20 protein-coding genes are annotated in these 21894 nt (G+C 51.7%); 9 read left to right on the plus strand and 11 right to left on the minus strand.

Annotated features, from left to right (window positions below):
* Nucleotides 1–9 precede the first annotated feature (9 nt).
* Nucleotides 10–732: a pyridoxine 5'-phosphate synthase gene (locus NDI45_RS01580; RefSeq protein ID WP_348245868.1), complete on the minus strand. Its 723-nt coding sequence runs from the start codon at nt 730–732 to the stop codon at nt 10–12.
* An 845-nt stretch (nt 733–1577) separates the two neighbouring features.
* Between NDI45_RS01580 and NDI45_RS01585 the strand changes: the two genes are divergently transcribed.
* Complete coding sequence (locus NDI45_RS01585; protein ID WP_190790626.1) at nt 1578–1802, plus strand: DUF2811 domain-containing protein; 225 nt, start codon at nt 1578–1580, stop codon at nt 1800–1802.
* A 232-nt stretch (nt 1803–2034) separates the two neighbouring features.
* Nucleotides 2035–2637: a protoporphyrinogen oxidase HemJ gene (hemJ, locus tag NDI45_RS01590; protein ID WP_190790627.1), complete on the plus strand. Its 603-nt coding sequence runs from the start codon at nt 2035–2037 to the stop codon at nt 2635–2637.
* A 241-nt stretch (nt 2638–2878) separates the two neighbouring features.
* Here the strand turns inward: hemJ and NDI45_RS01595 are convergent, their stop codons facing one another.
* Nucleotides 2879–7354: a hypothetical protein gene (locus tag NDI45_RS01595; protein ID WP_348245871.1), complete on the minus strand. Its 4476-nt coding sequence runs from the start codon at nt 7352–7354 to the stop codon at nt 2879–2881.
* A gap of 170 nt (nt 7355–7524) precedes the next feature.
* On the opposite strand from NDI45_RS01595, the gene NDI45_RS01600 reads away from it, so the two are divergent.
* Nucleotides 7525–9117, plus strand: a complete 1593-nt coding sequence (locus NDI45_RS01600) for a glycoside hydrolase family 57 protein (RefSeq protein WP_348245873.1) — start codon at nt 7525–7527, stop codon at nt 9115–9117.
* A gap of 54 nt (nt 9118–9171) precedes the next feature.
* On the opposite strand, the gene NDI45_RS01605 is transcribed toward NDI45_RS01600, so the two are convergent.
* Nucleotides 9172–9363 carry a hypothetical protein gene (locus NDI45_RS01605; RefSeq protein WP_190793795.1) on the minus strand — a complete coding sequence of 64 codons (192 nt, stop codon included), beginning with the start codon at nt 9361–9363 and terminating at the stop codon, nt 9172–9174.
* A gap of 445 nt (nt 9364–9808) precedes the next feature.
* Complete coding sequence (locus NDI45_RS01610) at nt 9809–10090, minus strand: YiaA/YiaB family inner membrane protein (RefSeq protein WP_190793796.1); 282 nt, start codon at nt 10088–10090, stop codon at nt 9809–9811.
* Between the two features lie 279 nt (nt 10091–10369).
* Between NDI45_RS01610 and NDI45_RS01615 the strand changes: the two genes are divergently transcribed.
* The 5 genes from NDI45_RS01615 (at nt 10370) to mtnC (ending at nt 15177) form a co-directional block, all read left to right on the plus strand.
* Nucleotides 10370–12310: an ABC transporter ATP-binding protein gene (locus NDI45_RS01615; RefSeq protein WP_190793797.1), complete on the plus strand. Its 1941-nt coding sequence runs from the start codon at nt 10370–10372 to the stop codon at nt 12308–12310.
* 352 nt (nt 12311–12662) lie between these two features.
* Nucleotides 12663–13001 (plus strand): hypothetical protein, encoded by a 339-nt coding sequence (locus NDI45_RS01620; RefSeq protein ID WP_348245876.1) that lies wholly within the window; start codon nt 12663–12665, stop codon nt 12999–13001.
* A gap of 78 nt (nt 13002–13079) precedes the next feature.
* Entirely contained in the window at nt 13080–13697 is a 618-nt protein-coding gene (gene mtnB / locus NDI45_RS01625; protein ID WP_190793798.1) for a methylthioribulose 1-phosphate dehydratase, read from the plus strand.
* A gap of 36 nt (nt 13698–13733) precedes the next feature.
* The gene (locus tag NDI45_RS01630) at nt 13734–14288 is read left to right on the plus strand and encodes a cupin domain-containing protein (RefSeq protein ID WP_190793799.1); all 555 of its coding nucleotides are present in this window, start codon (nt 13734–13736) and stop codon (nt 14286–14288) included.
* A 121-nt stretch (nt 14289–14409) separates the two neighbouring features.
* Entirely contained in the window at nt 14410–15177 is a 768-nt protein-coding gene (gene mtnC, locus NDI45_RS01635) for an acireductone synthase (RefSeq protein ID WP_348245879.1), read from the plus strand.
* Here the strand turns inward: mtnC and NDI45_RS01640 are convergent.
* The 7 genes from NDI45_RS01640 to NDI45_RS01670 all read right to left on the minus strand — a co-directional run bounded on the left by NDI45_RS01640 (nt 15174) and on the right by NDI45_RS01670 (nt 21396).
* Nucleotides 15174–16115 carry an alpha/beta hydrolase gene (locus NDI45_RS01640; protein WP_348245881.1) on the minus strand — a complete coding sequence of 314 codons (942 nt, stop codon included), beginning with the start codon at nt 16113–16115 and terminating at the stop codon, nt 15174–15176. The two genes, mtnC and NDI45_RS01640, sit on opposite strands and share 4 nt — an antisense overlap.
* Before the next feature lie 18 nt (nt 16116–16133).
* Entirely contained in the window at nt 16134–17015 is an 882-nt protein-coding gene (locus tag NDI45_RS01645) for an MnmC family methyltransferase (protein WP_348245883.1), read from the minus strand.
* A 10-nt stretch (nt 17016–17025) separates the two neighbouring features.
* Nucleotides 17026–18168, minus strand: coding sequence for an N-acetylglucosamine-6-phosphate deacetylase (nagA, locus tag NDI45_RS01650; RefSeq protein WP_348245885.1), 1143 nt, complete (start codon nt 18166–18168; stop codon nt 17026–17028).
* Nucleotides 18169–18348: 180 nt separating this feature from the next.
* Complete coding sequence (locus tag NDI45_RS01655; protein WP_348245887.1) at nt 18349–18954, minus strand: hypothetical protein; 606 nt, start codon at nt 18952–18954, stop codon at nt 18349–18351.
* A 490-nt stretch (nt 18955–19444) separates the two neighbouring features.
* Nucleotides 19445–20263, minus strand: coding sequence for a glucosamine-6-phosphate deaminase (nagB, locus tag NDI45_RS01660; RefSeq protein WP_348245889.1), 819 nt, complete (start codon nt 20261–20263; stop codon nt 19445–19447).
* Nucleotides 20264–20303: 40 nt separating this feature from the next.
* Nucleotides 20304–20990, minus strand: a complete 687-nt coding sequence (locus NDI45_RS01665) for a hypothetical protein (protein ID WP_190790382.1) — start codon at nt 20988–20990, stop codon at nt 20304–20306.
* A gap of 73 nt (nt 20991–21063) precedes the next feature.
* Nucleotides 21064–21396 carry a DUF6439 family protein gene (locus tag NDI45_RS01670; RefSeq protein ID WP_348245891.1) on the minus strand — a complete coding sequence of 111 codons (333 nt, stop codon included), beginning with the start codon at nt 21394–21396 and terminating at the stop codon, nt 21064–21066.
* A gap of 121 nt (nt 21397–21517) precedes the next feature.
* Here NDI45_RS01670 and NDI45_RS01675 point away from each other — a divergent pair, with 121 nt between their 5' ends.
* A complete protein-coding gene (locus tag NDI45_RS01675; protein ID WP_190790383.1) occupies nt 21518–21865 on the plus strand; it encodes a DUF2203 domain-containing protein in 348 nt (115 codons plus the stop codon).
* Nucleotides 21866–21894: the final 29 nt, after the last annotated feature.

Below are 21894 nucleotides of genomic sequence, written 5' to 3' on the forward strand. Positions count from 1 at the left end.
TACCCTCCTCTAAAACTCCCCTCGAATTGCCTGCTTCATTTCGCGCACGGCTCGCTCCATCCCGACCAAAACAGCACGGCTGACAATGGTGTGCCCAATGTTCAGTTCTTCCATACCGGGAAGACAGGCGATCGGGTAGACGTTCCAATAGGTCAAGCCATGCCCTGCATTCACCCGGATTCCGGCAGCAAGTGCCTGCTGACAGCCCTTTTTGAGGAAGGTAAGTTCCTGAGCACGGCTGGCATCGTCTTTGGCTTTGGCATAGCGTCCGGTGTGCAGCTCGATGAATTTTGCCTTAACGATCGCGGCCGCGTCAATCTGAGCCGAATCAGCGTCAATAAACAGGCTCACGGGAATATTTGCCTCCTGAAGGGCATCAACCACCTGCTGCATTCGATCGATCTGCCCTGCAACGTCTAGCCCACCTTCGGTCGTCACTTCTTCGCGCCGTTCGGGAACCAGCGTCACATAGTCCGGGCGAATCTCCAGGGCGATCGACACCATTTCATCGGTCGCTGCCATCTCTAAATTGAGATGGGTTCGCACGGTCTGACGCAGCAGACGCACATCCCGATCCTGAATATGCCGCCGATCTTCCCGCAGGTGAACGGTGATGCCGTCGGCTCCTGCCAGTTCCGCAAGGACGGCTGCCCCAACAGGATCGGGTTCAACGGTGCGGCGTGCCTGCCGAATAGTCGCCACATGGTCAATATTGACGCCGAGTGTAGGCAATCTTTCCTCCCGAATTAAGCCTAAATGAGATCGTTTGATTCAGTCTTGTCTGAGCAATTCCGCTTTATATCTTAGCGGATGGTGTTTTGCTTAGCAGGGAAGGTAGGGGTTGAGGAGGGGGATGGGTGAAAAGGTGGGTGAAGAGGTGAGGGATAGTTCATGTGAATCTTGACAATACTGTTATACAATGCTCCCAAATCGTGCAGCGAAGTTAAGAATTCATGACTCAGCACAATTGTTTTGAAGGAGGCTCGATCGCGGCAATGCTTTTAACCAAAGGGTTTGCCAGGGGTGAACCGGAACAGATTGAGGAATTCTTTACAAAACTTTACAGAAGAAGGGCTTTTCCCCACCCATTCCACAAGTTCTCCACAGGCATGATGCAGTTTTCCACAGGCTTAACCTGGGTTTTCCACAGGCAGCAACGGTGCGATCGGGGGTTGGGGAATTCCTGTGGATTACGGAGCAGACAAGCATTTCACAAGATTTTTCCTGGATTTTGTGAAGAAATGTAACAAAAATTAGCTTGAAACCCTCATTCCTTCGTGAAGGATATTTCGTCACCTGTTTCATGCCACAAAAAATTGGCATTGACAACCCTACCCCCCCATAGCGCAAAATGATGCGACCACCAAAGTTAAGGGCAGCTCACCGAAGCCATTCCCGCCGCTTCCAGCAAGGATTCGGTAGGGTTGGACGAGATGAGGTTCGCTCAGCTTTCTGCTGCGGTACAAAGCCGTTTTCCTTTGAGTTAATCGCCCTGTACCGATAGCTGTGAGCAAATTTGCTTCATTTGAAGCAACTAGAGGTATCTTTTACAGTTACTCATCTTCAACGAGGTTCCCATGCAAGCAACGGTTAGCATCCTGGCAGAAATCCCGGAAGAACTGCACGAGTCGCTTCAAGGCTATCTAGAAACCCACCCTGACTGGGATCATGACCGGGTCTTCTGCGCCGCGCTCTCGCTCTTCCTGCTGCAAAACGGCACAAGCTCGACTCCCGATTCTTCCCGCAGTTATCGACGGGCTGCCAGGGTTTATCTAGATACGCTGTTTAAGCACGCGGTTTAACGTGGCTTAACGCGGTTTGAATTGTTTCACTTCTTAATCTTTCACTGACTCCGATTTGGATCGTGTCTCGCTTATTTCTAGTTGCGATTCGCTTGTCAAAATCTCTATCTCCCTGGTATCTGAGTACGCATTAAACTTAACGATCGGCTTGTCGCTGCGGCTGTTTTTTCATCTATCTTGATCCCCTTCCCACTCGATACAATGAGGGCTGGACAATAGATAAAGACATCCCATGACATATCTCTGGTTTAAAGCGTTTCATATCATCGGAGTCGTAGTGTGGTTTGCCGGACTCTTCTATCTTGTGCGTTTGTTTGTCTATCACGCTGAGGCAGATGAGCAGCCCGAACCCGCTCGCACGATTTTGCAGCAGCAGTATCAGATTATGGAGAAGCGTCTCTATAACCTGATTACCACGCCTGGAATGGTGCTGACCGTGGCAATGGCGATCGCAATGCTGGTTACTGCGCCAAGCCTGCTACACGAAACCTGGCTCCATGTCAAACTCAGTCTGGTCGCGCTGCTGGTGGTTTATCATCACCTTTGCGGTCGCTGGATGAAACAGCTTGCAGCCGGAAATATGCAGTGGAGCGGACAAAAGTTTCGCTGGCTCAACGAAGTACCAACTTTATTTCTTGTATTAATTGTGCTGCTGGCAGTCTTTAAGAATAGTTTACCGACGTCAGCAACGGCTTGGGGCATTGTGGCAATGATTGTGGCAATGGCAGCAATTATTCAGCTCTATGCACGGAAGCGGCGGCTTGAAAAAGAGCGGGCTGCGAATGCTGACTCAACGGCTAATTTAGGTGAACTGGGCGCAAAAAGTTCGGTGTAGCCGATCGAGTTTTGAACGGTTTAGTTTTGAACAATTCTCGGTAGAAGGACAACAATAAGGGATAACAACAAACGTTAGCGATCGTCTTAATCGAAAAAATCCCCTGATCCATTTTGAGTCGATCGGGGGATTTTTGTTTTGTGTTCTTTGCTGTTGCCGGATTACTGTTACCCGATTGCGTGAGGCATCAAAAGAGGAAGAGGTGTGAGGGCGATTTTGCCCCCACTTAAGAATTTCTCTTCTACGGTGAAGCAGGAGCCGCTGGAGGAGCGGGCGCATCTGCCGGAGGAGCCACTGGAGCAGCAGGAGGAACTGGGGATGCTTCAGGTGTTACCACGGGGGCAACAGGCGGGGGAGCCACTGGAGCATCTGCCGGAGCTGGCGGGGGCGCGGCGGGAGCATCTGCCGGAGGAGCCACTGGAGCAGTAGGAGGAGCAGTTTGGACAGGAGGAACCGCTGGGGCTGCCGGAGGCGCGGTGGGAGCTGTCGGGGGAGCTACCGGAGAAGCCGGGGGATCAGTGGGGGCAGGCACAGGCTGCGGTTGAGGTTCAGGCGGAGCAGAAAGCTCTGACCAGAGCGAGAATCCGAGCAGCGCGGCAATAAATCCGACGATCGAAAACAGAATGAGCGTAAATATCCCGGTTGAACTAGAGGCTGGGCGAGACGGTGAGGAAGACACGACAACTCTGGGCGGAGCAGCACTCGGCTCAGCAGGAGGGTACACCTCATTTGGTACAGGCTGGACAAAATCAGAAGATTCAAGCTGGCGTTCCAGATCTTCCTGAGACTGTTCCTGCCACTCTGAATCGTCTGCCCCGATCGCAGGAGCAGTTTCAGAATGGGCAGGCATTGCGGGACTGGTATCATCCAGCCAATCGTCAGACAGATCCAGATTCGGTTCGACAGCAGCAGGCACGTCAGAGGAAGCCATTGAGGCCGCTGCAAACGGGGTCGCTGCAAACGGAATTTGTGTAGGCTGGTGTGCATTCTCCGATCGATCGAGGAACTCGGTTTCCGCGAGGATTTCGCGATCGGCTACTGGCTCCGAGCTTAGCTCCGGTTCTTCCACCGGGGACAGCTCTTCTTCCAGGCCAAACTGTCGATTAAGGAAGTCGAGCAGAGGTTCGTTCTCAGGGGAAGCTGAAACGGGATCTGAAAGATCTGCCGGGGTTTCTGAAACGGGTTCCGGGTTGAAATCGGCAAATGGCTCCGAGAAGGACTGCTGAAGCACAGGGTCTTCTGAAGGGTCATCTAGAACAGGGTTATCTAGAGCAGGATTATCCAGGGCAAAGTCATTAGGCGCGACATCCTCCGGCTGGTTGCCCAGCAACTCCTGAAGCTGTTCGTCGGTTAATTCCTCCAGTAAGGAAGGCTCCTCCAGCGTGGTCAGATCGCCGTAATCTTCCTGATTTAGGCTGTTCTGGAAGCCGAGCGACAGTTCCAACGGATTGTCCTGTAAATCGTCACGCTGTAAATCGTCACCTTGTAAATCATTCACAAGCTGATCTGGATCGATCGCCTCCGACAAGCTCAGAGTATTTGCCAGCGAGGTATCGGCATCGTCGGTAGCCATTTCGGGCAAAGCAGCGTCAAAGCCTGCGAGGTCAGCTGCAAACGGGTCTTCGTGCGAAGAAATGACCTGATCATCGGGGAGGTCGATGTCTGGCATATCGGTCAAGACTGCCAAATCAGGCAGATCGTTGTCGGCCAAATCATGCTCTACGATCGTCACTTCGTCTTCAAAGCTCAAATCCGGCAGGACGGTTTCTGCGGTCGAGGGCGCATCATCCAGAACAGAGTCCGAAGCAATGATTTCTTCGGAATATTCCGGGACAAGCGGCTCCAGGATGAGATCCGCATTTGTCAGGTCTTCAGGAAAACTAGATTGCTCTGCAAAATCGGGCAAAGCAGGTTCTTCCAGGTCAGCAGGTTCGCCCAGGTCTAAATCCAGTGGGCTGCCCCAAGCTGCGATATCAGCAGAGTCGTCAGACACATCATCGGATGCAAGCTCCCAGGAGTTTTGGAAGCTGTCTTCGGTCACGCTGTCTTCTTCCTCGGCAAACAGGTTTTCGATCTGGGCTTCGAGCTGCTCCTGGGTAATCTCAGGCTGAGCGGGTTCGGGCTCAATGTCTGATGGGGCAAATTCTAATGGAGCAAATTCAGCTGAAGCGTTTTCTGAAGGGTCCTCAGACGTTTCCTCAAAAGTCAGCTCCTCCAGAAGATCGGCTTCGGGGGTAAACGAGGGTTCGGGAGGCACATCGTTAAACAGAGCATCAGCGGCGGCTTCGGAGCTAGCTTCCCCACTGAAGCCAAAATTGGGCATATCTTCGTGGATCAAAAAGTCCTCGGAGGGTGCAGTCGAGAGTTCTGCCGCCGGATCGCCCGAATCGATCTGATCTGCAAACCAATCGGTCAGATCGAGATTGTCATTATTATTTCGATCGCTTACGTCTGAATTGTTTACGTCCGAATCACCCACATCTGAATTGCTGGCTTCCAAATCGCCTGCTTCCCCAAAATCTGCAAAAGGTTCTGCGGTGGCAGCAGATTCCTCAATTCCCGCTGTAGGAAACTGCGAACCAACCGATTCAGCAGGCGTTTCAGCGGGGAAAAAATCAGTTGGGAAATCGATCGGGTCGGAGCCCGTGGGAAACTCCTGAGCCAAAACATCCTGCTCAGACGCAGTAGTGAATTCTTCTGGGGCAAATCCTTCTAGTCCGAGTTCCCCTGCAAGAGACTCCTCAGAGGGCGAAGATTCGATCCACTGATCCTGGAGCATCACCTCGGGCAGCATTTCGGCTTCGGTTGCCATTTCATCTAGAAAGTCGAGCGACTCAGAAGTTGACTCAAGATTTGGATCAAAATTTGACTCAGACTCTGACTCAAAACCTGGCTCAAAACCTAGCTCATCGATCAAATTCGCATCCAACGCTTCGGATTCTGAAATGCCAAACTCCAGACTGTCAAAGTCTAAAGGCTCAGAGGCAACCATAAACAAATTCTCATCGATCGCGCTTGAGAGACCTGGAGGCATCGCTGGATCATCGATCGCCCTGTCCCCTTCTTCCTGCGCTGGAAACGCAAAATTGTCATCGGTTTGCAGCAAGCCCATTTCATCGATCGCGAAATCTGCTTCGCTCATCCCAGGGTCGTTACCCTGATCAATACCAGCCTCAAAAATGCCAGCCTCAAAATCGTCAGAGCCAAACAGTGCCCGATCGAGTGCGTCGTCTGCTGTTTCAGGTGGAGCGATTTCTTCTGGGGCTGCCGCTTCTGAAAACAGATCGGCAATGGCGGCTTCGTCTGGTTGGATTTCGGGTGCAGCGTCTTCTGAAAAAGCGTCTTCTGAAAACAGATCAAGCATGGCGGCTTCGTTGCCCGCACCAAAGTCAACCGAAACGTCCTCGCTGGCGTCATTCCCGACAAGCTCATCCCCAGCAAAATCATCAGATGAATCAAAGACGATCGTTTCCTCAATCAGAATTACTTCTTCTGTAAAAAGCGGTTCTCCATTTTCTGCTGAGACATCCACGGAAAATAGATCGACCAGGACAGTGGTGGAATCAGGCGCGTCATCAGGATTTTGCGTTTCCCCGAATGCAGCTTCAAACGCATCAGCAGATTCATCGCTGCTATCGCCAATTTCACTGCGACCACCCTCATCCGCACTCATTCCAGTGTCTTCCTCGCCATCAAGTGCCGCCAGCAAATCATCAACGCTCGTCAACGGAACTGCGGCAGCCTCAAACTCCATCTCGTCGGTGGTTGCCGGGTCATTGGGGCTGTCTGCAAACAGATCGTCGATCATTCCAGCCGCAGGACGATCGGACCCAGCAGCATCAGCCTGAGGCAGGTCTTCCCAGGGGTCAGTCAGCACCGGGTCAGGGGAACGGTCGGGCAGCTTCGTCTCGATCGATTCGTCGGCAAACAAGTCTTGCAAGCTGCTCAGGTCATCGAGGGCACTGGGTGCGGCAGGGTCAGGACTGACATCCAATTCAGCCGAAAACTGATCCAGATCGCTTTCTGAACGGGTCGCGTCTGAATCGGCAAACAGATCTTGCAGAAGATCATTCGATTGGTCTTGCGCCTGCTCATCCCAAATTGCTCCGAGTTCGGCTTCCAGATCAGCCTGATTGCTCGACGGCGGCAGCGGCGTTTCGCTCAATCCCTCTAAAGCAGCGGATAAGTCTGAGCCTGCTAAACCCTGAACGTCGGAAGCTTCTGGAAAGAGCAAATCCGGCAACGGCTCAGATGCGGCAGACGGTGAAGCCATGCCTTCAGCGAAATCAGATTCAGGGAAATCGGGTTCTAAACTGGGCGCGATCGTCTCTTCGGAAAACTGTGAAGCCCCTGAGGCATCGGCCAGGGAACCCGCTTCGGTGATGGACTGATTCGGCACATCACCCAGCAAATCAGCCGGGGACACTTCCAGATACAATTCCTGCATCCAGGCAGGAAAACTCGCGCCCGTCTGCTGTCCCATAATGCGAATCGATCGAATCGACTCAATCCCGAGATTGTGAATGCCCTTCTCGACAAACGCAGTCAATGCCTGACGATTGGGGACGCGATCGGCTTCGAGGGTAACTTCCAGCGCATTGCCCTGCCGCTCCACTGTTGCCGTCATGCCCTTGGGCTGAAGCGACTGATTCATCAGAGCTGCGATCGCCTGCGGATCACCCTGCTGTGCCAGTTCGATTAAACGTAGTTCTGCCATAACTCCCTTTGCCCCATCAATCGTTTTGCTTAACTTTTGCTTTACAATCTTGGCAACGGCTTTTCCCGATCCGGTATAGGATGCCCGATTTACGTTCCCTACATACCTTGTTTGCTGTCTTGTCTGCTAAATCGTTCCATTGCCTGTCTTAACCGTCAGACCTTAAACCTATGAGTATTGGCTATCTTGCCCTGGTCTTGCACGCCCACTTGCCTTTCGTCAGACATCCTGAAAGCGACTATGTCTTAGAAGAAGAGTGGCTATTTGAGGCGATTACTGAAACCTACATTCCGCTGCTGCACGTCTTTGAAGGACTCAAGCAAGACGGAATCGATTTCAAAATGACCATGAGCATGACACCGCCGCTTGTGTCGATGCTGCGAGATCCATTACTCCAAGAACGCTACGATCATCATTTGGCTCAACTCGAAGAATTAGCAGAAAGAGAAGTCGAGCATTACGCCCAAAATGGACATCTCCGATATCTGGCTGAATTCTATGCCACTGAGTTTAACAAGGTACGCGAAACATGGGAGCGTTATAACCATGATTTAGTCGCCGGATTTAAGCAATTTCTAGACAGTAACAATCTGGAGATTATTACCTGTGGGGCGACGCATGGCTACTTTCCCTTAATGAAAATGTACCCGCAGGCAGTCTGGGCACAGATTCAAGTTGCCTGTGAACATTATGAACAGCATTTTGGACGATCGCCAAATGGCATCTGGCTACCGGAGTGTGCTTATTACGACGGATTAGAGCGCATGATCGCCGATGCCGGACTGCGCTACTTTCTCACTGATGGTCACGGCATTCTCTACGCCCGTCCCCGTCCCCGCTTTGGAACCTATGCGCCCATTTTCACTGAAACCGGTGTGGCAGTCTTTGGGCGCGATCACGAATCATCGCAGCAGGTTTGGTCTTCAGAGGTGGGTTATCCAGGTGCGCCGGAATATCGCGAGTTTTACCGCGATCTAGGCTGGGATGCGGACTACGAGTACATCAAGCCCTACATCATGCCCAACGGGCAGCGCAAAAACACAGGGATTAAATATCACAAAATCACCGGACGCGGACTGGGACTGAGCGACAAATCCCTCTACGACCCCTACTGGGCACGGGAAAAAGCCGCCGAACACGCGGGCAACTTTATGTATAACCGCGAACAGCAGGTCGAACACCTCTACGGCATTATGCAGCGTCCGCCGATTATCGTCTCGCCCTATGACGCAGAGCTTTTTGGTCACTGGTGGTACGAAGGTCCGTGGTTTCTCGACTACCTGTTCCGCAAAACCTGGTACGACCAGAAAGCCTACGAAATGATTCACTTGGCGGACTATCTGAAACGTCATCCGTCGCAGCAGGTTTGTCGTCCGTCGCAGTCGAGCTGGGGTTTTCGTGGTTTCCACGAGTATTGGCTGAATGAAACCAACGCCTGGATCTATCCTCATCTGCACAAAGCTGCCGAGCGCATGATCGATCTATCGCACCGCGAACCGAGCGACGAACTCGAATGGCGTGCCCTAAACCAGGCGGCAAGAGAACTGCTGCTGGCGCAATCTTCGGATTGGGCATTTATTATGCGAACCGGAACAATGGTTCCCTACGCTGTCCGCCGCACCCGATCGCACCTCCAAAGATTTAACAAACTGTGGGAAGACCTAAACCAGGGCAAAATTGATTCGGGCTGGTTAGAAAAGGTTGAAGCGATCGACAATATCTTTCCAGAGGTGAACTATCGGGTTTATCGACCGCTGGGCTAATCCTCCTGGCTAATCCTCGAACAGACCTGATCAATCCTCCTACCCGCGCATCAGCTAGCGATCGTTAATCTCAACCACAATTTTGGTGGTTTTTTTGCCGCCGTCTTTCTTTTGTTCGTATTCAGCCAGTGCCTCCAGAAGTTTTTGTTCTGGGGTCTTTGGTTTTTCATCTTTTTTCTTAGGAGCCGTATCTTGCCAAAAAACAATTCCAAAGATTGCCAGAACTGAGAGTAATATCGCTTCCACGGGTAATAACTCCTTCTTAAAATTAGTTCAATTGCACTCAATTCTATTCGACAAGACACTGATTGATTTCTGTTCTTATACAAGGGATCAATAAGAATTTCCAGATTCGCTCTAGGCAGGCTAGAAAGCGCGCAATTGGTTGATTTCAAAGGAGAAGCGATCGAAAAGTTGGATAACAATTAGCTAACTCGATCATTGCAATTTAATCAGCGGCAATCAACTAGGAAATGGCAAAGTTGCTTTCAGAAACTCCCCTACTAAATTGCGTCTTGCTGTAATTCGTTCAGATTAGTTTGCTGTTTGAGCAGATTTATCGATCGCAAAAAAAGTATTACAAGAGCGAAAAGACTTTTATAGTTTTGTCCTTTGAAAAGGATTAAAAAAGGTGGGAGATACCCACCCTGTTCGCTCAAAATGTTCTGGTTTTCCCCAAAAATTCGGTTGTTTAGCGCAGTGGATGATGCTCAGCCAGCAGTTTTTCGACTCTTGCTTCATCGACTTTTGCCAGCAGTCTTTTCGACTCATGCTCATCCCGCACGGTCTTAGTGAGGCTGATCGTGGAACCGAGCGTGAACGCCATGCCCATGCCGAGATAGCCCTTCACCCAGCCATCCACAGGCAAATAAAGAATGCCGATCGCCGTAGCAGAAGTTGAGATCGCAAACGAAAGCCAGGTTTGGATAATCCAGGCTTGGCTATGAGATTGAGCGGTTCGAAGTTCTTTCATACGAGTGAGGTGTAGAAGCGAGGTGACTTTCATCTTATCGATTGGATTTTTTGCCTAATTTCAAGAATGTGACAGTTGCGACATTGCCTTTTGGGTGTGACATTGCCTGTTGGGTGATGCCAGAGGTGGGGAACTGCTTCGCTTCGTCCTTAATCTCGATATGATGCTGCTAAGTTGCTAAGATCCTGCTAATCCGCTTCATTCCATTGCTCGCTTTTTTGCCCACGTTACTTTGCTGCTCACTGCCCACTTTTTTCTGCTCACTGTTTGCCTGCCGCCATGAATGACACTGTTCTTGATGTTCGTAACCTGCACGTTCAGTTTCAGACCTCTAATCGCATTACTAAAGCCGTAGACGGCATCTCATTTCAGGTCAAACGCGGGCAAACCCTGGGAATTGTAGGCGAGTCTGGTTCTGGAAAGTCAGTGACTTCGCTGGCAGTCATGGGGCTAATTCCCTCGCCGGGGCGGATTCCTGAGGGCGAAGTCTGGTTTCAGCCCAACCCTGAAGCGGAGCCTGTGAACCTTCGATCGCTCACGTCAGAGCAGATGCAGCACTATCGCGGCGGTCGGGTATCGATGATTTTTCAGGAGCCGCTCAGTTCGCTCAATCCGGTCTACACCTGTGGCTTTCAATTGGTCGAGGCAATTCGGCAGCATGAACCGAATATTTCCCCTTCAGAAGCGCGACGACGGGCGATCGGCTTATTGCAGGAAGTGAAGCTCGTGCCTTCTGATGAAGAACTTCAGCAGCAGGCGATTGACTCCTGGCAAAAAGAGCATCTGGGCAGTAGTTCGAGAGACAGTGTGAAGGGCAGTTTGGGCGATCGAGAAATTACCAGTCTGGTCAACGAGCAAAAGTACGCCATGCTGGAACGCTACCCCCATCAGCTTTCGGGCGGACAGATTCAGCGGGTCATGATTGCGATGGCGATTTCCTGTAATCCGGCACTGCTGATCGCCGACGAGCCAACCACTGCGCTAGATGTCACCGTGCAGGCGCGAATTCTGGATCTGCTGCGGGAACTGCGCGATCGACGGGGAATGTCGATCATGTTTATCACGCACGATCTGGGCTTAATTGCCGATATTGCCGATCAGGTCGCGGTGATGTATCAGGGCAAGATTGTGGAGTCGGGTGCGGTGTGGGATATTTTCTCGAATCCGCAGCATCCCTATACGAAAGGACTGCTTGCCTGCCGTCCCCAGCCCACGCGCCACCTGCGAGTTTTGCCGACCATCACCGACTTTATGGAAGTGAGCACCAGTCCCAGTGGGGAAATGATCATTCGCGAGAAGTCACTGAGTGTGGATCAGGCATTGCGATCGAATGCGGCAATCAGCCCGGAAGAAGACCATCAGCGGGTGATCGCCCTTCAGCAGCAGTCCCCCATCTTGTCGGTGCAGAATTTGCAGGTGGGCTATCCGATTCACGGTATTTTTGGACGGGCACAGCGACTGGCGATGGCAGTCAACGGCGTTTCATTTCAGGTGTATCCGGGGGAAACGCTGGGTCTGGTGGGCGAGTCCGGCTGCGGCAAAACGACCCTGGCGCGAACGCTGCTGCACCTGGTCAAGCCAACGGCAGGACAAATTGTTTTTGAAAACAAAGACATTACTCGCGCCAACGGTGGCAAGCTGCGGCAGCTTCGACGCGAAATGCAGATTATCTTTCAAGATCCGTTTAGTTCGCTCGACCCGCGCATTACGATCGGCGAAGCAATCATGGAACCGCTGATGATTCACAAGGTCGGCAAGAGCCGGCGCGATCGGCTGGAGCGAATGTCTTACCTGCTCGATCGGGTGGGACTCAATCCAGAATTTAGCAATCGCTATCCCCACGAGTTTTCCGGCGGTCAGCGGCAGCGAGTTTGCATTGCCCGTGCCCTGGCACTGAACCCGAAATTTATTATTTGCGACGAATCGGTTTCTGCGCTGGATGTGTCGGTGCAGGCGCAGGTGCTGAATTTGCTGAAAGAACTTCAGGAAGAATTTAAGCTCACTTATATTTTCATTTCGCACGATTTGAGCGTGGTTAAGTTTATGAGCGATCGCATTATGGTGATGAACCGGGGCAGGATCGAAGAAATTGACACTGCCGATTCGATTTATCGCCGTCCACAAACGGAATATACCAAGCACCTGATTGCGGCAATTCCCTTAGGCAATTTGGACACGATCCGCGATCGGCAGACCCGGCGAGGATTTGCAGTGAGCTAAAAGCGGCAATGCGGCAACCGGAACAAGCGAGCCAGGAAGCGCAGGTCATTCACTGAACTCAGTCCATACTGCTTCCAAACTCAGGGATCGTTGAGAATCTACTGCCGTCCGTAGCATCAAAACCTACTTCAGCAGAAACACTTTGAGCTTCAAGCCCCGATCGTTTTAAGAACTCAAGCCGTTCAAGCTAGCCGCACAGTCAGCTTCATTTGCGAATTGTATAAGCTGCGCGTCTTGAGCGATCGTCCCGGCTAGGTCGGTCGGTATCAGCTTCGCTATCAGGTCACTTCGGTAGACAATTCTCCCACTGTCCCCCAGCCCTTAGAACTGGATAGCAGACTTTTCAAATCCGGTGGGCAACCAGGCGATCGACTTCGACTATATAACGGCTCCTGGTAAAGACCTCTTCTCGACCTATTCCTCTATTCAGCAGCAATCTTATCAGCTTCAGCGGCGGTACGTTTTTTGCGGCTCCCTTTGTGGCTGGCATTGCGACTCTGATGCTCAGCGCAAACCCGATCCTGGCTCCGGCTCAAATCAAAGCAACTCTCACCCAAACTGCTGGGAATATGCTGCCTGGCTAAATTCCCCAGAAACACCAATCCAATTGGCATCCGGCTCAATTATCTCATTGCGCTTGATCCCCGATTACGATACTGTTAATCGACGATGGGGCTTATTTACAGACTGAAATTCGTGAATTGTTAGGTTGGACTCGTTAGGTTGGACTACTGGGTTAACAATGTTTGGGTTAACAATGTCATACGCTATGCTGCACTCGTTAGACCTGCGGGATACGCTAAGCTGGGTGATTCAAGACATCCACTCTCAGGGGTGGGCACAGGGCACGGGGGGTAATTTTAGTGCAGTGATCAGCCGCACCCCGCTCACGCTCTTGATGGCTCCGAGTGGGATAGATAAGGGGCTGGTGCAGCCAGAAGATTTAATCGAAGTCGATGGTGAGGGCACCGTAGTGCAGGGGAAAGGGCGCACCTCTGCGGAGACGCTGCTGCACCTTACGGTCGTCAAAGAAACGGGAGCAGGAGCCGTGCTGCATACCCATTCAGTCTTTAATACGCTGCTGTCGGAATACTATGCCGATCGCGGCAAAATCATGCTCTCTGGTTACGAAATGCTAAAGGGCTTAGAAGGCATCCAGAGCCACGAAGAGACGATAACAATTCCCGTTGTGCCCAATTCGCAGGACATGAAAATCCTGAGTCAGTCGGTGCGTCCGTTTTTGTCGGATACGGCGCGTTCTTACGGTTTTCTGGTGGTCGGGCACGGGCTATACACCTGGGGCGATACCCTGTTTCACGCCCGGCGGCATCTTGAGATTCTCGAATTTTTGTTTGAGTTGACCTATCGTAAGCTCACACTTCGCTAAGCTGGAATACTGTGACTTGCGTTAAGGGACGAAACAATGGCAGTTCTCACCATTCCAGAGGAAAATCGGCAAATTAAAGACGCTGGCGAAATTGAGGCATATTTGAAGGCGATCGGCATTGGCTTTGCCCGGTGGCAGCCGAGCCACCCGCTGAGCGAAGCAGCAACCAGCGAAGAAATTCTCGCCGCCTACGCTTCAGAAATTGAGGTGTTAAAGCAGCAGGGCGGCTACGTCACCGCAGATGTGATCGACATTAAGCCCGACATGCCCAATCTGGAAGCCATGCTGGCAAAGTTTAGCCGCGAACATGCTCACGCCGAAGACGAAGTACGCTTCACGATCGAGGGACACGGACTGTTCCACATCAATCCCCAATCGGGCCCAGTGGTCAGCATTCAGGTAGAACCAGGCGATCTGCTCGTTGTGCCCCAGGGAACGCTGCACTGGTTTGATCTCTGTGGCGATCGGCGAATTCGCGCAATTCGGCTATTCCAAGACTCCGTAGGCTGGACGCCTCACTATACCGAGAGCGGTAAAGAGCAGGGGTTTGCGCCGCTTTGTTTTAGTGCGCCTGCGATGGCAGCGGTTTAAGCGGTGGTTTGAACAGTCTCAGGGGTGTTCTCCATCGCCCCCTAAATCCCCCAACCTTTGACTTGCCGCTCTAAAAGAGCGAGGGGGGACTTTGGTTTGTTAGGCTCTTTTCGGGGTTGGTATGATCGATCGCATTTCTCAGGCAGTCCGCGTGATTCTCCTGGATATTGAGGGCACGACGACCCCCGTCGATTATGTATTTGGGGTGCTGTTTCCCTATGCAGAAGAACAGGTTGAAGCGTTTTTACAGAAGCACGGGCAGGAGGAAGCGGTTCAGGCGGATCTGAAGCGGCTGCGGCAGGAGTATGAAGCCGATTGCTTGGCAGCTTTTCAAAGAGATGCAGTTCCCCAAAGGGATAATCGTGCAGAAAACTGGCCTGCCTGGGAGGGAAACGCGCCTGCGGCGGCAGTGCCCTACATTCATTTCCTGATCGCGATCGATCGCAAATCAACCGGACTCAAATCGTTGCAGGGCAAAATTTGGAATCAGGGCTATCAGGATGGAACACTGCGATCGCAGATCTTCCCCGATGTCAAACCCGCGTTTGAGCGGTGGATAGCAGCAGGCAAGCGGCTGTATATTTTCTCGTCGGGAAGCGTACAGGCGCAGCAGCTTTTGTTTCGCTACTCGGAAGCAGGCGATCTGACGCAGTTTTTGAGCGGCTATTTTGATACGCAGATCGGCATGAAGCGCGAACCGGAGAGCTATCACAAGATTGCAGCAACGATCGAAGTTCCACCTGCCGAAATTTTATTTGTTTCTGATGTGGTCGCAGAACTGACAGCAGCGCGATTGGCGGGAATGCAGGGGTTGTTTTCGCTGCGTCCGGGCAATTCTTCCTCGGATTCTGAGGGTTTTGGAGTCGTGCGATCGTTTGATGAGATTTAGCGAGTCTGCAACCGACAAAAATCTAGAATCCGATCGCTGACCTGCTGCGGCTGATCCAAATGAGGGGCATGACCTGCTTTTTGAATCCATTCGAGCTGACTGCCGGGAATTGCTCGCCTGAATTTTTCTGCATCGGCGATACCGAGAATATCGTCTGCGGTTCCCCATAAAATCAGCGTCGGCTGCTGGATTTGAGAAATTTGCTCAGCGAGATTGCTATACCCACCACTCAGGGTAAAAGAGCGGATTGCGGCTGCCCAGTCCGGCATTTCCTGATGCAGCAGCAAACAGCGCAAATCATCTGCTAATCCGGGATCGAGCGCCGGAAAAATGGGCAGAACTCCTGCCGACAATAAAGTCGCAGCCGTCAGCGCAGCCTGTTTGCGAAAGTGCAGCCATGTGGTTCCCAATTCAATGAGCGGGACAGGCAGAAATTGACCGATCGGAAAACTCCCAGAAAATCCCACGCTATCCATTAAAACGATCGCCTTCACCCACTCTGGATAATGCAGCGCGAAATCAAGGGCAACTGCTCCACCCAAGGATGCGCCAATTAAAATCACAGGTTCATGAATCCAATCAGCCATCGTACGCTGAAGATGCAGACGGATCGTTTGACGATTCACGGGAACTTGAGCAGAGTACGCCGTAAATCCAGAGCCATATAAATCGATCGCCCAGATATCTTGAGTAGGTAACAACGGCAAGATTCGCCGAAATTCTAACAGGGAACTGTCGAAGCCATTCAGAAATAAGAGCGGTGAATGAATGCCCGATCGAAATTCAGAAATACGTGCGTGAACAAAAGCAGTATCGATTGCGGTGATGCCCTGAGGAAAAGCAACCTGAACGGTCTGCCGCTGAATCTGATGAAGGAGGGTGATCGCCCACGGGTCTTGAATTTCATTCGCTGAGACAGGCAAAAAGTCAGGAACCATGACGCTTCTCCTGTAATTTCAGGTAATCTTCCATCGTCTGCGCCAGCTTGACGTAGATTCTCGCCTACAGATTTTCTGCTCCTGCTGATGGCGGCTCAGAATTGCCTCTGCTGAGCCGGTCAAATTCGGATCGCGGTAGGGAATGGCAGCGCGGGTGCAGAGGTGCTCCTGCTCCATTCGTGTCAGGGGATGCAGACCTGCTGTTGTCCACGCGCCGATTGTCCCTTGTGACCATTCGTGGGTGGGATGCAGTTCGTCGTTCATGGGAATTGTGCCGATCGTCAGTCCGGCTTCAACCATAGCCGATCGAACACAGGCAGAGCGCGAGTAGGTTGCCAGCGTTCCGTCGAGGGCAAGACAGCGCACGATTCGTTGAAAAAAATCCACTGTCCAGAGCTGGGGACAACGACGGGGCGAAAAGGGGTCAAAGAAGATGGCATCGGCAGCAAAGCCGGATTGAATCACCGGATCGATCGTCTGCCGGGCATCGCCAATTAGCAGCGTGGCTTGCAGTCGATCGGTCTGACAAACGTGCTGTTCTGCCAGGGATTTTAGAACGGTCTGCACCGCAGGCGACCAGGACTGAATTAGCGGCGGCTCGATTGCTCCCGCAGGAACAGTCGCATCCCACTCCAGCCCATACACCTGCACCTGACAAGCTGGATTCACCGTCCAGATTGTTTCCAAAGCGGCTGCTGTGTTGTAGCCCAAACCGTAGCAGACATCGAGCAAGTTGAGCCGATCGCGAGTCGCTTTTTCTGCCAGATGGGTCGCTTTTACAAATTTGACAAACGCCTCTGCCCTTGCGCCCTGCGTACTGTGAAACGTTTCACCAAAGGTTTCCGAGAAGAAGGTGAAAGAGCCGTCGTCGGTGGCTTGCGGAATCCAGGAATGCGCCATGAAACCCATGCTATCGCAATCCGTAAAACCAGCCGCGATCGACCACACCACCCATCTGAAACTCGCGATCAAAAATTGCCAAATTTGCCACGTATCCGGGAGCAATGTCACCGAGTTTGTGATGCAGTCCGAGCAGTTGAGCCGGATAGGTTGATGCCATTCTGAGAGCTTCTGCAAGGGGAATTCGGACGTGCTGCACACAGTTGGCGATCGCTTCGATCATCGTTAGGGCTGAGCCGCCCAGGGTTCCATCTGCCGAGACACATTTGCCGTCCCGGTAAAACACTTCGTTGCCGCCGATGATAAACGAGGTCATGTCTGTGCCAACGGGCGGCGTCGCGTCGGTGACAAGAATCAGCTTGTTCTGCTTCAGCCGATGGGCAAGGGCGATCGAGGCAAAATGCACATGATGACCGTCTGCAATAATGCCTGCATACACCTCTGGGTGATCGAACACGGCTCCCACCATGCCCGGTTTACGTCCCTGCCAGGGCGACATTGCATTAAATAAATGGGTGGTCATGTTCACCCCGGCCTCAAATCGATCGATCGCCTCTTCGTAGGTCGCATCCGTATGTCCTGCCGAAACCACAATGCCGCGATCAGTCAGAAGTTTAATTTCTTCTACCGCTGCCAGTTCTGGCGCAAGCGTAACCAGACGCACGACTTCTTTTCCGGCGACTGCAATTATGTCTAGCATTATGCGATCGGCAGCACGAATGTAATTTCCATTGTGAATCCCCTTGCGTTTCGGGTTCAGAAATGGTCCTTCCAAATGCAGCCCCAGCACCGAGGCGGAGTGCGTTTTGCGATAGATTTTGATTAGATCAATCGCCGCTTTAATCTCTTCATCAGAGGTGGTGATCAGCGTGGGCAGAAAGCTGGTCGTACCGCTTTTGAGATTCGTCTGGTGCATGATGTCCAGCGTTTCGACGGTAATTGCATCGTTAAACATCACCCCGCCACAGCCATTAAGCTGCAAATCAATAAACCCAGGGGCAACAATTTGTCCATGCAGATCAATCACCGCATCTACTTCGGGCAGCGCATCCGCCGGAACCAGATCCACAATTCGATCGCGATCGATCAGCAGGGCGCGATCGTCAAAAACATCTTTTGAGGTGTAGATCGTTGCGTTCGTTAAAGCCAGCATTCCGCTAATACAGCCTTTTTCGCTCTAGTTAAGATAGAGGCGTGGAGTCTGCTTCCCTTGCTGTGAGTTTCACCCCTGCCCCCCATTTCTTATACTTCATTAGGCTGGAAAAAGGCTAGAAAAAGGCTGTATCAGGGGTGAAATCAGGTTTTAGGCAAAGAACTGATTACTTCACGAAACTTAGTTCAGGTTATAGGTGTTACTGCGACAGGCATCAAACTGATCCTGGACATAGCTACCGTCATCGAAGTCTGCCCTAATGTCATAAATGCACTCAGAACTGCCCAAAGTGAAGTTGATAAAATAGCCGGAATTAAAAGTGCCATTTAGCCGATTAGCTCCCCAATCATCACTGCTTGCAGGAGAAAGATAAAGCTCAATGATGTTGCCTCCTGTATTGTTGTTGATTCGCACTGCTCGACGCGAACTTGAACCTGGGCGGCTAACAGAACTTTGACCTCCATTGCGTTGCTGAGCAGCAAGCAAGCGTTCGCAGCGATCGGCTGCGTTAGAACCATAGATGTTAGCTTGCCGTAGATCTAAAATACATTGCCCTAGTGATTGCGTAGGCGGCAGATTTTGCAGTTGATTAATACAGCGATCGGCTGCGTTAGAACCATAGATGTTAGCTTCTCGTAGATCTAAAATACATTGCCCTAAAGACCCCTGAGTTGGCTGAGCCACTGCTCGATCCTTGTGAATGGGATTCAAGGCAATTCCAGCACTAAAAGGTAACAGGGTCACCAATACAGCAAGCTTTTGAGCGATCGATTTTGCCCTTGACATAATATTCACCGTAGAAGGGATAGGTTGGATGATTGATAGAAAAAGGATTTTGAAACAAAAGCAATCCCTGTGAAAAACAGAGAAATTACTCCCTGGCTGGCGACTGCCCTACCCCAACACAAATAGAAGCAGAATACCGTTTCGCAACGATGCGCTTGGTGGTGCAGTGGAGTATTACCCTAGATTGCTGTTTCATTCCAACATAAAGCTGGCTTTCGTCCGCTGACACCTAACATCCATTAGTGAAATGATTAACAAGTTGGGCTGCTTTGCGCTCTTACAGCCTTTTTACTCACGCAAGGGACGGGGGGGTGTGGAGGCTTCGCCCTCGCTCAGGGTAAAACCCCTGCCCCCCAATTTTCTACTTTGTTAGCCTGAAGAAGTTTGTAATCTAGACTTGGAGGATGTGTTAGGAATCTATCGCGTTCAGAACCTCCAGAGTTGAGGGATTCAGAGGCAATGTTGCACCTCGAACATTCCTCAAACCTTTTCACCCATGCGTTTCTCTGCCTTCCAGCGTCGGGCTGTCTTGCTCCAGCTCTTTGAAGTATTTTACCGTCTTCACTTTCAATTCCAGCGTCGCGTCTTCATCGCACACAATCACACTCCGGGGATGAAGCTGAAGCGCAGAAACCGACCACATGTGATTTACACCATCCTCGATCGCGTGTTGCAGTGCATTCGCTTTGTGATATCCCTGCACCAGGATCATGACTTCCTTTGCATCGTTAATCGTGCCGACTCCGACCGTTAACGCAAATTTCGGTACTTGATTGACATCCTGATTAAAAAAACGAGCGTTTGCTAATTTGGTGCTGTAGGTTAAGGTTTTAATTCGCGTTCTTGACTGTAATGACGAACCTGGCTCATTAAATGCGATATGCCCATCTTCGCCCACACCGCCGATAAATAATTTAACGCCGCCCAATGCTTTGATTTTTGCTTCATAGCGATCGCATTCTTGATCAACATCAATCGCATTTCCATTCAGGATATGAATCTGTTCTCGTGGAATATCAATGTGATCAAGAAAATTTTGGTGCATATAGGCGTGATAGCTTTGCGGATGATCTTCGGGAAGCCCGACATATTCATCCATATTGAATGTCACCACGTTTCTAAAGCTCAATTCGCCCTGCTGATAAAATTCAACTAAGCAGCGATACATTTTGAGCGGTGTGCTGCCCGTCGGCAATCCCAGCACAAAGGGGCGATCGATCGTGGGTGCAAAGGTTTTGATGCGATGTTTCACATAATTCGCTGCCCAATTCGCGACGCCATCCGCGGAATCGCAGATGATCAGGCGCATGGTTGTATCGTCCGTAGTTCGCGTTTCATTTCACCCTGATTTAACTTTTGAGTGTCTCCACCGTTCCCAATCCCCAATTGACGATCGCAACCCTGGGCGCATAGCGCGGATCGTTAAACCAGCCGACAAACTTTTTCAGATCAGCCAGCGATGAAATTCCCACACAGCCATTTGTACCAGGAGAAGCTGCCGCATTGTTATCCAAATGAAAGCCGATCGCCGTTCGCTCAGTCGGAGAGTTGCAGCGCATTCCCACCCAGACTGGACCTAAACCGTTTGCATCATCCGCCCAGCTTTTAGAGTAATCGTCGCGCACCCCGCTTGCCCATTCCACATTGCCCACCAGCCAGTAGCCTTCGGGTAGAGGTTCCATCGAGCCGGCGCGGCTTTGATTGACGGTGCGAAAGTTCTGCTCTCTCGGTTGACCCGATATTGCTGGAATTTGATCGATCGCCCGATTTCCTTGAATCAGCGCGACGTTCAGCAACACCAAACCGCTGGGATTGGTGCGGTTCGTGCGGGTAATGCGAATCACGCGGCGTTCGGTTTCGATCGTCGGCGGCACTTTTGCGGGTGGAGCAATGGCATAGCGTCCGGCATTGGTTTGCTGAAGAGCATTCAGCAGCTTTTTGACCTCGCCGTTGGTTTGAAACACGCGCAGCGGCTTACCGCCTTCCATCTCAAACACGCGCCCGTCAGGGTAGATGTCAAGCCATCGTCCAACCATCGCAATTCCTCAATTTCGACTGCTGCCATTTCTGCTGTCATTTCTTCAGTTATGGCTTTTCCGCTGTAATCAGTCAATGTCCGTGAGTTGGGCAGGGCGGTGCAGAAACGGATCGATCGAGCCAGCCGCTTGCCTGCTGAAGTCGGGGCAGTGCCTCTTGTGGGTTGTTTCGCAGCAGATAAACCAGCGCGATCGCAGCCTGTTCGCTTGCCCGTGCGTTGCGGTTTGCCTTGAGCCGATGCCAATCCTGCGGGGCGATCGAGAGCCGTTCTGCAAGTGCCTGTGCCAGTTCCAGGGTACTGAGTTCGGCGAGGGCGGCTTTGGGCGCAGGGGCAGATGCCGTTAGCGCAGAGCCTTCGGATGCCAGTGGTTCGGGCATAGATTGAGACATGGGAGATTGGGGCATATTAGGATCGGGTTAGGAAGACGGATTCTTTCTCCTAATGTACTATGCAGGTTCGAGCATCTGGTTCCTTCCCAAAATTCTTTATTGTCTTCTCCTGTTCCTCACTTTTTTCCTTCCCCAAATGGCTCCTGCCCCCGATGAAGCGATCGACCTGGAACAAGGCTTACGCCAAGCCGAAGCTGATTTACTGCGCCTCAAAGCTCGCTACGCCCAGGTGCAGGCAGACCAGCAGCGACAGATCGAGCTGAAGAACCGCCTGGATGATGTACGCGGTAATCTACGCCGTGATAAAACCCCAGAACTGAAAGCTGAACTCAAACAGATCCAGCAGCAGCTCGAAGCACTGGAAGTCGCCTTGGAAAGTCAGCTTTTTTCCTGGAGCGGTTTAAAAGAAGTATTCTGGCAGGCGGTGCGGTTTGGCGGACTGGGAATTGTGATTGGCTGGGTATTGCGGTCGATCGCGCTTTAGATTGAAAGCACCCAATAAAGGGCGATCGG

The sequence above is a fragment of the Leptolyngbya sp. GB1-A1 genome (assembly GCF_039962475.1).
Taxonomy (GTDB): Bacteria; Cyanobacteriota; Cyanobacteriia; order Elainellales; family Elainellaceae; genus Leptolyngbya_A.